The organism is Pseudomonas sp. NFR16 (assembly GCF_900108875.1).
In the GTDB taxonomy this organism is placed as follows: Bacteria; Pseudomonadota; Gammaproteobacteria; order Pseudomonadales; family Pseudomonadaceae; genus Aquipseudomonas.
Genome location: NZ_FNYJ01000001.1, coordinates 1622398 through 1638447 on the forward strand (window position 1 = coordinate 1622398; position 16050 = coordinate 1638447).

Genomic DNA, 16050 nt, shown 5'->3' on the forward strand with positions numbered 1-16050 from the left:
ACTCACTCATAACGTAGCGCCTCCGCCGGCTGGGTGCGCGCCGCACGCCAGGCTGGATACAGGGTCGCGAGGAAACTCAGGACCAGGGCCGCACCACACACCAGCAGCACGTCCTCGGCCATCAATTGCGAAGGCAGATAGTCGATGAAATAGACATCCGCGTTGAGAAACTTGTGACCGATCAGGCCCTCCAGCGCGGAGATCGCCGAGCTGACGTTGAGCGCGGCGAGAATGCCCACGCCCGCGCCGATCAACGTGCCGACCACGCCGATCACGGTGCCCTGGACCATGAAGATCGCCATGATCTGGCCCGGTGTCGCGCCCAGCGTACGCAGGATGGCGATGTCGCCGCGCTTGTCGTTGACCACCATCACCAGCGTGGAAATGATGTTGAACGCTGCCACCGCGACGATCAGCAACAACAGCAGGCCGATGATGGATTTTTCCATGCCGATCGCCTGATACAGGTTACCGTGGGTTCGGGTCCAGTCGCGGGAATAATACTGGTGCTCGCCCAGGCTCTGGGCGATTTCGTAAGCGGTGCGCGGCGCCTTGAACAGGTCGGTGAACTTCAGGCGCAGGCCTTGCACCTGCTCAGGCTTCCAGCGGTGCAGCCGGGCCAGGTCCTGCAGGTTGGTCACGCCAAGATAACCGTCCAGTTCGCCTGCGCCGACGTGGAAAATCCCCACAACCGTGAAACGCTTCATGCGCGGAAACATCCCGGCTGGCGTGACCGTGACTTCAGGTGAAACGAAGGTCACTTTGTCCCCGACCCCGACGCCCAGTTTGGTCGCGGCCTTGTCCCCGATCACCACGCCAAAAGCGCCCGTGACGAGGTCGTCGAGGCTGCCCTGCTTCATGAAGCCGTCGATGATCGAAACTTTGCGTTCCTGAACCGGGTCGATGGCATTGAGCAGGATCTTCTGAACATTGCCGTTATTGGTGAGCAGGCCCTGCATCTGCGTGAACGGCGCAACGGCTTCGACCTGCGGGTTGCGTTTGACCTTGTCCGCCAGCGCCTGCCAGTCGCCGATAGGCTCACCGGATTCGATGGTCGCGTGCGGCACCATGCCCAGGACGCGGGTACGCATTTCATGATCGAAGCCGTTCATGACCGATAACACGACTATCATCACGACTACGCCCAGGGCGAGACCGATCATCGATGTCAGGGAAATGAAGGAGACAAAATGATTACGGCGTTTTGCACGGGTGTAACGCGTGCCGATGAATACAAAAAGAGGTCTGAACATTTAGGGGCTTGTTCGGAGGAATGGGAACGTCCTTGTGGCGGGCCTGGGCCTGCGGCTTTACACTCGAATCACTAGGTTACGATTCTGAGCAATCACTCTGACAACCGCCGCTACCATGGGTTCGCCATGCCGACACTAGATGATGAAGAACGCCGCGAATACTACCGTATCGAGGACAGCGTCGCACTGGAAATTAACCGCATTCCCGGTCCCGGCGCCCTCGACGAACCTGGTCTGCACGACACCTCCACGCTGTTCGATCTGCTGAGCGAACTGCACGTCGCCGAGTTCGAATCCCAGCACCTGCTGCGCCAGCTCGATGATCGCGACCGCACCACCAACAGCTTTCTGCGGGCCATGAGCAAGCGCATCGATCTGCTCGGTCAGGTCGTGGCTCAAACCGTGCTCGGCAAGCTGGGCGCGCCGCAGCGGGTGATCATGTCGGAGGGTGGTCTGCAATTCGAATCCCATCAGCCCTTCTCCGTTGGCAGCCTGCTGTCGGTGAAAATGGTGCTGATGCCGCAGGCCTCCGGGATGATGTTGCGGGCCAGAGTGACGCAATGCCAGTCGCTGACCATCGGCGACTTCGAGGTCGGTACCGAATGGATCGACCTGAGCGATGCGCAGCGCCAGTTGCTGGCCCGACACATTCTGCAACGACAGGCTGCGCAACGGCGCCAGGCCCGTGAGCAAAACGACCCTGAAGTGAAATGAACCGATTCCAGCCTTAGCGCGCATTCGAGGAACAATTGTGACCTTAATTTACGGCCACCGCGGCGCCAAGGGCGAAGCACCGGAAAACACCCTGACCAGCTTTCAGGAATGCCTCAAGCACGGGGTCAAGCGTTGCGAACTGGACCTTCATCTCTCCCGCGACGGCGAGCTGATGGTGATCCACGACCCGACCCTCAAACGCACTACCGACAGGCGCGGCAAGGTGGTCGAGCACGACGCCGCCGACCTTGTGACCTATGACGCGCGCAAGGGTGGCCCGGGTTGGGTGCAGCCCTGCCCCATCCCGCGTCTGGAGGAATTGTTCGAGCAATGCGCCTTCGACCACTGGCAGCTGGAAGTCAAAAGCGCCTCGCGCACGCGCGCAGCGACCACGGTGCTAGCGATACGCGAACTGGCTCAGCGCCACGGCCTGCTGGACAAGGTGACCATTACATCGAGCTCGCGGGAAGTGCTGCGCGCCGCCCTTGAGCTGACGCCGGATCTGTCCCGAGGGCTGGTGGCGGAATATGCATGGCTGGACCCGCTGAAAGTCGCGGTGGGGTATGGCTGCGAGATACTGGCGCTGAACTGGACGCTCTGTACGCCCGAACGCCTGAAGAAAGCGCAGGCGCTGGGCCTGCATGTGTCGGTGTGGACGGTCAACGAGCCTGCGCTGATGCGCAGACTCGCCGACTTCGGCGTTGACAGCCTGATTACAGACTTTCCCGGTTTGGCCAGCGCCACGCTCGGGAATTACTGAAATCGGTCTCCCCGGCCGGCTCAGGCCACCGGCCGGAGCCGCTCAAAAAAGCCGGTTGAGGCCGTCGTAGGCCGCGACCCGGTAGGCCTCGGCCATGGTCGGGTAGTTGAACGTGGTATTGACGAAGTACTTGAGACTGTTCAACTCGCCCGGCTGATTCATGATTGCCTGACCGATGTGCACGATCTCCGACGCCTGGTCGCCGAAGCAATGCACGCCGAGGATCTGCAACGTCTCGCGGTGGAACAGGATCTTCAGCATGCCGACCGGCTCGTTGGAGATCTGCGCGCGCGCCATGCTCTTGAAGAACGCCTTGCCCACTTCGTACGGCACCTTGGCCACGGTCAGGTCGTGTTCGTTCTGGCCGATGGAGCTGATTTCCGGAATGGTGTAAATGCCCGTCGGCACGTCATTGACGAAGCGCCATGCGCCATTGTCGACCGCGCTGCCCGACGCCGAACGCCCCTGGTCATACGCGGCACTGGCCAGACTCGGCCAGCCGATCACGTCGCCGGCGCCATAAATATTCGGCTTGCTGGTGCGGTAGGTTTCATCGACCTCGATCTGCCCACGGCCATTGGCCTTGATGCCGACGTTTTCCAGGCCGAGCTTGTCGGTGTTGCCGGTGCGGCCGTTGCACCACAGCAAGGCGTCGGCCTTGACCTTCTTGCCCGACTTGAGGTGCAGGATCACGCCGTTTTCCAGGCATTCGACGCGCTCGTATTCCTCGTTGTGCCGCACCATCACGTTGTTGTTGCTGAAGTGATAGCTCAAGCCCTGGGAGATTTCAGAGTCGAGGAAACTCAGCAACTGGTCGCGGTTGTCGATCAGCTCGATGTCCACACCCAGGCCACTGAAGATCGACGCATATTCGCAGCCGATCACGCCAGCGCCGTAGATGATGAGCTTACGCGGAGTGTGGTTGAGGCTGAGAATGGTGTCGCTGTCGTAGATGCGCTTGTGGGAAAAGTCGATATCGGCAGGACGATAAGGACGCGAGCCGGTGGCGATGATGATCTGATTGGCGACCAGTTTTTCCACGACGCCGGTGTTGCAGACCACGTCGATGGTGCGCTCGTCGGCAAAGCTGCCGGTGCCGAAGAACACGTCGACGCGATTGCGGGCGTAGTAACCGGTGCGCGAGGCCACCTGCTTGTTGATGACCTTCTCGGCGTTCTTCAGCACGTCAGGGAAGGAAAACCAGCGCGGCTCGCCAATGGCCCGGAACATCGGGTTGGTGTTGAACTGGATGATCTGCTTGACCGAGTGACGCAGCGCCTTGGACGGAATCGTGCCTAGGTGAGTGCAGTTGCCGCCGACCTGCCGGCGGCTGTCGACCATGGCCACCTTGCGCCCAGCCTTGGCGGCGTTCATTGCCGCGCCTTCACCTGCCGGACCCGAACCCAGCACCACTACGTCGTAGTTGTAGACAGCCATGCGTACTCCTCAGAACAGGCCGAGACACCACTCTGGCGTCTCCGGCTAACTCACACCGCAGCCGGCGGCATGAAGAATCGATATTCGCGGCGCAGTCTAAACGCCCGGCGGCGGAGCGAACATTAACCCTTGGTCGCGTCCCGGGCCAAACGTGTGTGCGCCACAGTGCGCGGAACGCTGGAAAAGCCGTCGCGCGACAAACTGCAGCGGATGATAAATCCGTTGGCGTGACGGCGCATGAAAAAAGCTGAGAATTTGTGCGATTGCGCGAAAACCCGTGCGTTTTTTCGCCCATGACAAAAACCGCCAGCCCGATCAGGGGCTGGCGGTCTTGCCTGCGGCGAGCCTCGAACTGCACGGCTGCGGAATGCAACAGGCTGCGGCTCAACCCTGCCGACGCTTAGTCGTTGGGCTGCACCGGACTTCCGGCCGGCTGCAGAAACAGGCGCGTGGCCAGGTCCTTGCCGATCGCGCTGCGATAAATGCTGACCACCTCTTTATTGTCTCTGGCGGCCTTCACCAGCGCCTTGTAGCCGAGAAAGCGCTGGTCGGGCAGTTTCAGGTGCGCCGCCGTAAACGCAACGTCCGCGTCGGCCTCACTGGCATAGTGAAAGTGCGCCCACCACAGCACGCTGTGATCCTTGTCGCGAATGACGTACTCCTGCATGAAGTCATTACGTCGAGCCCCCGACATGTTTTTGCGTCCGTCGACACGGGCGATGTCGACTTCCCGCTGCCGGTACAGGTAATTGACCCGCGCCGCGGTCGGCGGCTGACGCTTGATCATGGCGATGCGCAGACTGCGGCCCTGTTCACGCAGTCGCGCCTCACCGGCCCGCAAATCCTTCAATACAGTCGCGAGAGTGGCACGGGTTTCGTCGGTCAGTTGCTCATCCCCCTCATGCATGCCCAGCCTGCCGGCCAGATCCCGCAGCCTGTCGGCCTTCTGCACAAGAATGTCTTCCATGTCTTCAGGCTCGCTGACACGCTTGGCCTGACGCTGAGCGCTGGCGATATCAGGCTCCACGCGTTCGAGCAGCGCCCGGCCGCGACGCAGAAGCTCCGAGAGCGCTACAACGCTTTCCTTCACGGCGGGCAGCGGACGCTGTGTCTCGAGTTCGACCCATTCGCCTTCGGCATGTTGGTGATAGGAACCGATGACCCGCTTGCCGACCGTATCCTTGACCTCGACCACTTCGCCGTGCAGCGGCTCCTCACCCTCACGCAGACGACCGATCAACGTCCGCTGGCCCTGCGTTTTGATCACCCGGCGGCATGGCTGCTTGACCCGCGGGGCGTATTCCGATGGTTTCAGCGCCGGCTCCTGCGTTTCACGAATCAGGTCCGACAGGCGTGCCTCGGCGTTATCGCTGATGGCGCTGAGATCGTCCAGAAAGGCGCTGAAACGGGCTTTCTCGACCGCAGCAGGCTCGCTCTCGAAGACCGACATGGCGATGATCGACGCGCGGTTGTATTCCCTGAGCGAACTTTCGAGCACGCCGATCTGCTCGTCGATCGAATAGTCGTTGGGCTTCTCCAGCTCCACGTGCGACGTCAGCGCGGCATGCAATGGCTCGTCGAGCCGCAGGGCTTTCAGGGCGAGCGCCTCGCGTCGCTGCAGAATGCTTTCTCGACTGAAACACAGCTCAAGGTACGACCACATGCGGCTGATTTTCCATTCCAGCGCGGTGAACATGTTGCTGTCGTGCAGCTCAATGACCTCCTCGCGCCAGTAGGCCTCGCCGACCTTGGGCACTTCACGCAGTTGCTGCCAGAGCTTTTCCCGGACGCCGGACCAGTGCACGCCGTTCTCCTGCAGTGCCAGCACTTTCTCGAACAGGCCCAGGTAGATGTCGACGTTACTGGCGGTGACCGAATCGCCAGACATCGCGCTCATGCGCTCCGAATCTTCTCGGGCTGACTCAAGCATGTCGTTCAGCAGGATGCCTTCAAACAGGCACACCCGACGGCTGATGCCTTGCAGGTCCTTGCCGTAGGCCTTCTCGCCCATTCGGTCCGCCGGCCTGAGCTCCTGGTCCAGCGCCTGTTTTTTCTCGATGATCTCGATGGTTTCGCGCAGCGCCGCTTCGAACATCGTGGTCACTTGCCCGCGCATCGGCGCGGGGACGGTTTGCAGGGACTTGTCGTAGTCGGCGATCTCTTTGATCAGTGCCGCCTGACGTTTCACCAACGCGGTTTTCTGCGCAACGACGCGCTTGAGGGTGGCAGCGTTGTCCAAAGCCATCTGGCGTACATTGCGCTTGGGCGCGCCGCCACGCAGGCGCAGTGAAAGATCAAGGCGCCACGCGGCGCCGTCGCGCACCAGGCGCGGACCGGTTACCTTTGCGTCCAGGGGATCGACGACGAACAGCTCTTCACCACGCCTGTGAACCTGAAAAAGATCGTCGCCCACCGACGCATACCAGGCGTCGGCACCACGACAAAGGCCCTCGAATTCCGGCGCGTCGGAAGGCGGCTCAAGCGCGGGACGATCCGTGACTTTGAATCGCTGCAGGGCCGCAGACTGGGACGGGGTCAGCCTGTTGTTCATGCTGGTCCAGGAAAAATCGAGCACCGTCCCCGCTGTTGTCGGCTCGAACTGAGCGACGGGATGCGCAACGACTGGCGTGCGCTGAGTTTCACCCTGTGGTCGTCGAACGACAGGCGTACGGGCGCCTGGCGACAGGCCTTGATGCAGCAGGATCATGGAGAGGCTTAGCAGCAATTCGCCCATTTGCACCGAGCGCTGATGACCGTCATCGCCTGGCGCCTGGGCCAGCACCGCTTGCACATCGCTCATCAGCTGCACCAGCCAGAGCGCCGTGCCCGCTGTCCCGGAGATGAACGGCATGACGGCGTTCAACGCCAGCCATCCGCCGCGTTTGAGCATTGTCCAGCGACTTTCCGAATCGGACACCGACTGCCGGTCTGCGAGCTCCACCAGTGCTTGTGCATTGGCGTCATACAAAATCGTCATCAGGTCACCGGCAACTGCCTCGTGCACCAGTTGCGCTGGCTGGGGCGTTTCGATTGGTGCGAAGTCCGAGCCCAGGCCGAAGCGCAGCAGATGCGGCTCGTCGAATCCGCCGTTGGCATAGATCGACCGTGCCTGCTCGCTCATCCACGCCAGCACTTCATTTTGCAGGTCGCCCGGCGCTGCAATCGCCGCTCGCAGGGCGCCCCAGGATTCGAACTCGGTCAGGCCGTGGCTCGACAAGGGTCGATACAGCACCACCGGGCCCACGGTGGGATCACGGTCCGCGATCACGAACATATCGACGACCCTGTCGGCAGCACGCCCGGCCGAGGCACGAAATGCCAGCGGCATGACCACGGTATGCCGCGATTCGCTGTCGCGCTGACCGACCGTTTGCATGATGGCCGCGACGCGGCGATAGCCTTTCTTGCTGATGCCCTCGCCGCGCAGCTTTTGTTCCAGCGCTTTGAGCGGCAGTTGGATGCTCAACTGGCGAGCGAACAATGCCTGACGACGCGTACGCTGTGCCTGATCGTCAATCAACACACGCTGAACCAGCGCAGGATAGGTGCGGCCGATGTCGACATGGCAGACCAGCAATTTCAGGTAATCGGACGTGAACCAGTCCGGCACCTGCGAGCCGTCACGGCTCACCACCGAAAGCGTGCCGCTCGGTAGGCTGGACAGGTTGCCGAGGGCGAACTCGGCCACGCTCGTTCGCTCCGGCTCGACGCGGCCAAGCGCAACGACTTGTCCGCCGGACGCCACGGCAGCGCCTGTCACCTTATTGATCAGCACATCCAGACTGGCGACCGACAGGTCGCGGCCCTCTGGATGGTCGAGGTCGATTTTCTTCTGCAGTTGCTCGTTGGCATAGGCCAGCAACGACGGCAGACCGTCGCTGAAACTTTGCCCGCCGCTCTGCGCCTGAGCACTGGCGAGCGCAGCGGTTCTGCGACTGAATTCCAGCCGGTCGCCCGGGCGTGCATCACGCAACCACTGGGGCAGATGCTGCCACTGGGCGACACCCGGCTGCCGGGCATACAGCACGTGGGTGATGTCCAGAATGCTGCTCAGACGCAGTTCGAGTTCCGCAGCGGTGTTGGCTTGCGCAAGATCAACGCTGCGCAGTGCCTGCAACTGGTTCTCCAAAACCACCTGGGCGAGCACATCGAAGATGTCATCTTCGGTTTCGCGCAGGCAACCGCCCGGGGCTTGCCCAGTCTCGGCAGCGGTCAGGCTCAGGGCGTCTTCAAGCGCGAGCAGCGAAGCATGAGTTTGCAAATCGCCAGCGGGTTGCCAGCTCATAAACACCTCCACGCCTTGCCACTTCCCGGTCACCGCCAGCCACGGCGCCGGCAGCTGCCAGGGTTGCGGCTGCGGCGCGCGATCGACAACACAGGCACGGATGACATCGCCCTGACCCTTGTCAGTGATCTTGAGCATGAAATCTCGCTGACTTTTCTCGCCAAACGAGGTAATCGCGGTTATCAGTGCGCGCTGTGCGTCGCTCAGAACAGGATGGCTCGACACAGTGCTCGCCAGATTTTGTCTGAGCGTGGCGGACACAAGCGCCCAAGGGCTTTTCCCGCCCGCTTGCGACCGACGCCAGAATTCCACCATTGCCCGCTCGAAATCGTCAGCCAGCGCCAGTGCAACACTGTCCACAATGACCCCGAGCTGCTCGAAGTCGATCGGGATCACGACCGGCACAGTCGCCGATGGATTGACCACTAACTGGTTTTTTTCGCTGCTCCAGCGCGGCGTGCGCTTTTTCGCGAAGACGTACAGCAAGTTGGCCAGCAGCGTCTCAGACTTTTTCTCGCCATCTGCCGCTGTTCGGGTAATCACGCAGACGTCAGGAAGCAGGCCTTTGCCGGGAAATCGTTGATCGAGGGCCGCGGACAGGCGCTCGAGCGCCACACTTGAAACGGTTGGACGCAGTGAAAAGGCGTCGATCAGGTCAAACTTTGTACTCATTTTGGATTCAACTCGCAGTTATTGCTCATTTTTCTCACCCATAGGGCAGTGAGAATCAGTAGCGGCGAGTTAATGCATGAGCCGGCTGACAGGTGGGATACATAAATATTGTTTCCGACGACACGGGGCGAACGGTGCAATGGCCGCGATGGTCTTCTGATTGCCAACCCACTTGTTTACACATATCGTTACAAATCTGCGCTGCGCGAGATGACCGGCGAGCCGCGCAGCAGAGGACGCATAAATACAACGGATCCCCAAGCTAGACAGCCTAAGTGAGTAATTCCAGATGGCCTCGACCACAGGCAAAGGCAAGGCGATTTTTCGCGTTGTCAGCGGTAACTTTCTTGAAATGTTCGACTTTATGGTCTATGGCTTCTACGCCACGGCCATCGCCAAAACCTTCTTTCCTGCCGACAGCGAATTCGCCTCACTGATGCTGTCGCTGGCCACCTTCGGTGCCGGCTTCCTCATGCGCCCGCTGGGTGCGATTTTCCTCGGCGCGTACATCGACCACCACGGCCGTAAAAAAGGCCTGATCATTACCCTGGCCATGATGGCGATGGGTACGATCCTGATTGCCTGCGTGCCGGGCTACGCCACGCTGGGCGTCGCTGCGCCGCTGCTGGTGCTGATCGGCCGATTGCTGCAAGGCTTCTCCGCGGGCGTGGAACTGGGCGGCGTTTCGGTGTATCTCGCTGAAATCTCCACGCCGGGCCGTAAAGGCTTCTTCGTCAGCTGGCAGTCCGCCAGTCAGCAGGCCGCAGTAGTCTTCGCCGGTCTGCTGGGCGTTGCGCTCAACCATTGGCTGAGTCCTGAAGACATGGGTCAGTGGGGCTGGCGCGTTCCGTTCCTGGTCGGCTGCATGATCGTTCCGGCAATCTTCGTCATCCGCCGCTCGCTGGAAGAAACCCCAGAGTTCGAAGCCCGCGCCCAGCATCACCGCCCGAGCCTGGGCGAAGTGGTCAAGTCCATCGGCCAGAACTTCGGCCTGGTCATCGCGGGTATGGCGCTGGTGGTGATGACCACGGTGTCGTTCTACCTGATCACGGCGTACACCCCGACGTTCGGTAAAAACGAGCTGCACTTGTCCGATCTGGACAGCTTGCTGGTGACCGTATGCGTGGGTATTTCGAACTTCATCTGGCTGCCGGTGATGGGCGCGGTGTCTGACAAGATCGGTCGCAAACCCTTGCTGCTGGCGGCGACCATTCTCGCAATCGTCACGGCTTACCCTGCCCTGTCCTGGCTGACCTCGAACCCGAGCTTCGCCAACTTGCTGATGGTCGAGCTGTGGTTGTCGTTTCTTTATGGCTCCTACAACGGCGCAATGGTTGTCTCGCTGACTGAGATCATGCCGGTTGAAGTGCGCACGACAGGGTTCTCGCTGGCTTATAGCCTGGCAACCGCAACGTTCGGTGGTTTTACCCCGGCGGCCTGTACGTATCTGATTCATGTGCTGGATAACAAGGCAGCGCCGGGCATCTGGCTCAGCGGCGCGGCGGTGCTGGGTCTGATCGCGACGCTGGTGCTGTTCCGCAAAGGTGGTCAGGCACGGATGGAAGCAGTCGCCGGCTAAGGGCTAGACGCTTCACACTGGATACGCGAAAACGCCTCGACATAGTCGGGGCGTTTTTTGTTGTCCCACGCCTGCGGCAGCATCGACAGCAAACGCCCGCGTCGTTCACGGCAGGCGAGACGAGTCCGGCACCCACCAGCACTCGATTTCCACTCGATAGAGCCCCCCCAAAAAAAACGCCCCGAACCATCGGAGCGTTTCTTTCGACACAGCGTGCGGCGTGCGGCCAATCGCCTGCTTGCGCGTCTACCTTACTTCGGGAAAGCCGGTGGGTTCACGCCCGCCATGTCTTCCATCACGCGAACCACCTGACAGCTGTAACCGAACTCGTTGTCGTACCAGACATACAGCACGACGCGGTTGTCGTTGCAGATGGTCGCTTCGGCGTCGACCACACCCGCGTGACGGGAGCCCACGAAGTCGGTGGACACCACTTCCTGGGAGTTCACGAAATCGATCTGCTTGTGCAGGTCCGAGTACAGCGCGGTGTGGCGCAGGTATTCGTTGATTTCTTCGCGGGTGGTCGCGGTGCCCAGGTTCAGGTTGAGGATCGCCATCGACACGTTCGGCGTCGGAACGCGGATCGCGTTACCGGTCAGCTTGCCGGCCAGTTCCGGCAACGCCTTGGCAGCAGCGGTGGCCGCGCCGGTTTCGGTGATGACCATGTTCAACGCAGCGCTACGGCCACGGCGATCGCCCTTGTGGAAGTTGTCGATCAGGTTCTGGTCGTTGGTGTACGAGTGCACCGTTTCGACGTGACCGTTGACGATACCGAATTTGTCGTTGACGGCCTTGAGCACCGGCACGATGGCGTTGGTGGTGCAGGACGCCGCCGAGATGATCTTGTCATCGGACGTGATGTCCTGATGGTTGATACCGTGAACGATGTTCTTCAGCTTGCCCTTGCCCGGCGCGGTCAGCACCACGCGGTCGACGCCAGGACACTGCAGGTGCTGGCCCAGACCGTCGGCATCGCGCCAGACACCGGTGTTGTCGACCAGCAGCGCGTCCTTGATACCGTACTGGGTGTAATCCACCTCGGTCGGGTTCTTGGCGTAGATCACCTGAATCAGGTTGCCGTTGGCGCTGATGGTGTTGTTCGCTTCGTCGATGGTGATGGTGCCGTCGAACGGGCCGTGGACTGAGTCGCGGCGCAGCAGGCTGGCGCGCTTGACGAGGTCGTTTTCAGCGCCCTTGCGGACCACGATGGCACGCAGACGCAGGCCGTCGCCGCCACCGGTTTTCTCGATCAGGATGCGCGCCAGCAGACGACCGATGCGGCCGAAACCGTACAGTACGACGTCAGTGCCCTTGCGCGCGCCGGAGCTCTGCTGGCCGACGATCTCGGCCATTTCGTCACGGACGAACTGCTCGGCGGTGCGGCCGTTGCTCTCGGCCTTGTACTTGACGGCCAGCTTGCCCAGGTCCACCGAAGCGGCACCCAGCTTGAGCTCGCTCATCGCTTTGATGAGCGGGAAAGTTTCGTGTACGGACAACTCGGTGGCGTCAGCTTGACGATGACGCGCAAAGCGGTGGGCTTTGAGAATCGCGATCACTGAACGGTTGATCAGGGTGCGGCCATAGATCGAGCTCACCACGTTATTATTGCGGTAGAGCTGACCGATAAGCGGGATCATCGCCTCGGCGAGGGCTTCACGATCAATCCATTCACCAAGACACTGGTCGGGCTTCTGAGTCACGGTAACCTTCCACATGTAGGGGCTGAAAAAAGGGACTACATTATGCCCAAGCCTTTGTTTATGAGCAATCCAGTGTTTTGAACACACCGGGCACTACATAAATGCGTGAGCACAAAACTGACAGCGGATTCCCGATTTAGTTACAATCCCCGGCTTTGCCGCAACGCCTGGAGCTTTATCTTCCGTGCCCGTTCTGCGCCTACCGATTCTTCCTGCCGCCGCAGGCAAACAACATTGGGGCAATCTGCCCGGTGCCGCTCAAAGCCTTGCCATCGCCGAGGCTGCCAGCGCCGCGAAACGCTTCACCCTGCTTTTGACCGCCGACAGCCAGAGTGCCGAGCGACTGGAGCAGGAACTGAAGTTTTTCGCCCCCGATCTTCCGGTGTTGCATTTCCCGGATTGGGAAACCCTGCCCTACGATCTGTTCTCGCCGCATCAGGACATCATCTCGCAGCGCATCGCCAGCCTGTACCGGCTGCCTGAGCTGGAGCATGGCGTGCTGGTGGTGCCGATCACCACGGCGCTGCACCGTCTGGCGCCGACCCGGTTCCTGCTGGGCAGCAGCCTGGTCCTCGATGTCGGCCAGAAACTCGACGTCGAAGCGATGCGCACGCGGCTTGAAGCCAGCGGCTATCGCTACGTCGACACGGTGTACGAACACGGCGAATTCACGGTGCGCGGCGCGTTGATCGACCTCTTCCCGATGGGCAGCAAACTGCCCTACCGGATCGACCTGTTCGACGATGAGATCGAAACCCTGCGCACCTTCGAGCCGGAAACCCAGCGTTCGATCGACAAGGTCGATTCGGTGCGATTGCTGCCAGCCAGGGAATTCCCGCTGCAGAAAGAAGCCGTCACCCGCTTCAAGGCACGTTTTCGTGAGCGCTTCGATGTCGACTTCCGTCGCAGCCCGATCTTTCAGGACTTGAACAGCGGTATCACGCCCGCCGGCATCGAGTACTACATTCCGCTGTTTTTCGAGGAAACCTCCACGCTGTTCGACTACCTGCCGCAGGACACGCAAGTGTTTTCGCTGCCGGGCATCGAACAGGCCGCCGAGACGTTCTGGAAAGACGTGCGCAACCGCTACGAAGAGCGCCGCGTCGACCCCGACCGGCCGCTGCTGCCGCCTGACGAACTGTTCCTGCCCGTGGAGGACTGTTTCGGTCGGCTGAAGAGCTGGCCGCGTGTGGTCACCAGTCAGGACGACATCGAGTCCGGCGTCGGCCGCGAGCGTTTCCCGGCGCAGGCGTTGCCGAACCTGGCCATTGAAGCCAAAGCCAACGAACCGCTCGCCGCGCTGGCGCACTTTCTCGACGACTTCCCGGGCCGCGTGCTGTTCACCGCCGAGTCCGCCGGTCGCCGCGAAGTGCTGCTGGAACTGCTCGAGCGCCTGAAACTGCGTCCGAAAACCCTCGACAGCTGGCAGGAATTCGTCGACAGCAAGGAACGGCTGGCGATCACCATCGCACCGCTGGACGAAGGCCTGATGCTGGAGCAACCGGCGCTGGCGCTGGTCGCCGAAAGCCCGCTGTTCGGTCAGCGGGTCATGCAGCGCCGTCGCCGCGAGAAGCGCATCGATGGCCATTCCAGCGACGCGGTCATCAAAAATCTCGCCGAGCTGCGCGAAGGCGCACCAGTGGTCCACATCGACCATGGCGTCGGTCGCTATCTCGGGCTGGCAACGCTTGAGGTGGAAAATCAGGTCGCCGAGTTCCTGATGCTCGCCTACGCCGAGGATGCCAAGCTGTACGTGCCCGTCGCCAACCTGCACCTCATCGCACGCTATACCGGCAGCGATGACGAGTTGGCGCCGCTGCATCGGCTGGGCTCCGAGGCCTGGCAGAAAGCCAAGCGCAAGGCCGCCGAACAGGTGCGCGACGTGGCCGCCGAGCTGCTCGACATCTATGCACGCCGCGCCGCGCGGGAAGGCTACGCGTTCGCCGATCCGAAGCTGGACTACGAAACCTTCAGCGCCGGGTTCCCGTTCGAGGAAACCCCTGACCAGCAGACCACCATCGAAGCCGTGCGCGCGGACATGCTGGCGCCCAGACCGATGGACCGGCTGGTGTGTGGCGACGTGGGCTTCGGCAAGACCGAAGTCGCCATGCGCGCCGCGTTCATTGCCGTGCATGGCGGCAGGCAGGTGGCGATTCTGGTGCCGACCACCCTGCTCGCCCAGCAGCACTACAACAGCTTCCGCGACCGCTTCGCCGACTGGCCGGTGAAGGTCGAGGTGATGAGCCGCTTCAAGTCCGCCAAGGAAGTCAGCGCGGCCGTCGCGGAGCTGGCCGAGGGCAAGATCGACATCGTCATCGGCACACACAAGCTGTTGCAGGATGACGTCAAGATCAAGAACCTGGGCCTTGTAATCATCGACGAAGAACACCGTTTCGGTGTGCGTCAGAAGGAGCAGCTCAAAGCGTTGCGCAGTGAGGTGGACATCCTGACCCTGACCGCCACACCGATTCCGCGGACCCTGAACATGGCCGTGGCCGGTATGCGCGACCTGTCGATCATCGCCACGCCGCCGGCGCGTCGCCTCTCGGTGCGTACCTTCGTCATGGAGCAGAACAAGCCGACGGTCAAAGAAGCGCTGCTGCGCGAATTGCTGCGCGGCGGCCAGGTGTATTACCTGCACAACGACGTCAAGACCATCGAGAAATGCGCTGCCGACCTCGCCGAACTGGTGCCCGAGGCGCGCATCGGTATCGGCCACGGCCAGATGCACGAGCGCGACCTCGAACAGGTGATGAGCGACTTCTACCACAAGCGCTTCAACGTGCTCATCGCCTCGACCATCATCGAGACCGGGATCGACGTGCCGAGCGCCAACACCATCATCATCGAACGCGCCGACAAGTTCGGCCTGGCCCAGTTGCACCAGCTGCGCGGACGCGTCGGGCGCAGTCACCACCAGGCCTATGCCTACCTGCTCACGCCGCCGCGCAAGCAGATCACGGCGGATGCCGAGAAGCGTCTGGAGGCCATCGCCAACACGCAAGACCTGGGCGCAGGCTTCGTGCTGGCGACCAACGATCTGGAAATTCGCGGTGCCGGCGAACTGCTGGGCGAAGGTCAGAGCGGGCAGATTCAGGCGGTCGGTTTCACGCTGTACATGGAGATGCTCGAGCGCGCGGTGAAATCGATCCGCAAAGGCGAGCAACCGAATCTGGAGCAACCGCTTGGCGGCGGTCCGGAAATCAATCTGCGCGTGCCGGGGTTGATTCCCGAGGATTACCTGCCGGACGTTCATGCCCGCCTGATCCTCTACAAACGCATCGCCAATGCCGCCGATGAGGAAGGCCTTAAGGACTTGCAGGTAGAAATGATCGACCGCTTCGGCCTGCTCCCGGAGCCGACCAAGAATCTGGTGCGCATGACCTCGCTCAAGCTCAAGGCCGAGCAACTGGGGATCAAGAAGGTCGATGCGGGTCCGCAGGGTGGACGGATCGAATTCGCTGCCGATACTTCAGTAGACCCGCTGACGCTGATCAAGCTGATTCAGGGGCAACCCAAGCGTTACAAGTTCGAAGGCGCCACGCTGTTCAAGTTCATGGTGCCCATGGAGCGCCCCGAGGAACGCTTCAATACGCTGGAAGCGCTGTTCGAGCGTCTGACCCCGCAGTCCACAAAATCGGCTTAAGGAT

At 61.5% G+C, this 16050-nt stretch carries 8 protein-coding genes; 4 read left to right on the forward strand and 4 right to left on the reverse strand.

Annotated elements, in window-relative coordinates; translation table 11 throughout:
* Positions 1 to 2 precede the first annotated feature (2 nt).
* Positions 3 to 1253, reverse strand: coding sequence for a lipoprotein-releasing ABC transporter permease subunit (locus BMZ10_RS07265; RefSeq protein ID WP_093459310.1), 1251 nt, complete (start codon positions 1251 to 1253; stop codon positions 3 to 5).
* A 126-nt stretch (positions 1254 to 1379) separates the two neighbouring features.
* Here BMZ10_RS07265 and BMZ10_RS07270 point away from each other — a divergent pair, with 126 nt between their 5' ends.
* The gene (locus tag BMZ10_RS07270) at positions 1380 to 1967 is read left to right on the forward strand and encodes a PilZ domain-containing protein (RefSeq protein ID WP_093459311.1); all 588 of its coding nucleotides are present in this window, start codon (positions 1380 to 1382) and stop codon (positions 1965 to 1967) included.
* A 37-nt stretch (positions 1968 to 2004) separates the two neighbouring features.
* The gene (locus BMZ10_RS07275) at positions 2005 to 2727 is read left to right on the forward strand and encodes a glycerophosphodiester phosphodiesterase (RefSeq protein ID WP_093459312.1); all 723 of its coding nucleotides are present in this window, start codon (positions 2005 to 2007) and stop codon (positions 2725 to 2727) included.
* A 42-nt stretch (positions 2728 to 2769) separates the two neighbouring features.
* Here the strand turns inward: BMZ10_RS07275 and sthA are convergent, their stop codons facing one another.
* Together sthA and BMZ10_RS07285 are read right to left on the reverse strand one after the other, a co-directional pair.
* The gene (gene sthA, locus BMZ10_RS07280) at positions 2770 to 4164 is read right to left on the reverse strand and encodes a Si-specific NAD(P)(+) transhydrogenase (protein WP_093459313.1); all 1395 of its coding nucleotides are present in this window, start codon (positions 4162 to 4164) and stop codon (positions 2770 to 2772) included.
* A gap of 400 nt (positions 4165 to 4564) precedes the next feature.
* A complete protein-coding gene (locus BMZ10_RS07285) occupies positions 4565 to 9121 on the reverse strand; it encodes a dermonecrotic toxin domain-containing protein (protein WP_093459314.1) in 4557 nt (1518 codons plus the stop codon).
* Positions 9122 to 9410: 289 nt separating this feature from the next.
* Between BMZ10_RS07285 and BMZ10_RS07290 the strand changes: the two genes are divergently transcribed.
* Positions 9411 to 10700: an MFS transporter gene (locus BMZ10_RS07290; RefSeq protein WP_093459315.1), complete on the forward strand. Its 1290-nt coding sequence runs from the start codon at positions 9411 to 9413 to the stop codon at positions 10698 to 10700.
* A gap of 251 nt (positions 10701 to 10951) precedes the next feature.
* Here the strand turns inward: BMZ10_RS07290 and BMZ10_RS07295 are convergent, their stop codons facing one another.
* Positions 10952 to 12415 carry a glyceraldehyde-3-phosphate dehydrogenase gene (locus BMZ10_RS07295; protein ID WP_093459316.1) on the reverse strand — a complete coding sequence of 488 codons (1464 nt, stop codon included), beginning with the start codon at positions 12413 to 12415 and terminating at the stop codon, positions 10952 to 10954.
* Positions 12416 to 12584: 169 nt separating this feature from the next.
* Here BMZ10_RS07295 and mfd point away from each other — a divergent pair, with 169 nt between their 5' ends.
* A complete protein-coding gene (mfd, locus tag BMZ10_RS07300; RefSeq protein WP_093459317.1) occupies positions 12585 to 16046 on the forward strand; it encodes a transcription-repair coupling factor in 3462 nt (1153 codons plus the stop codon).
* Positions 16047 to 16050 lie beyond the last annotated feature (4 nt).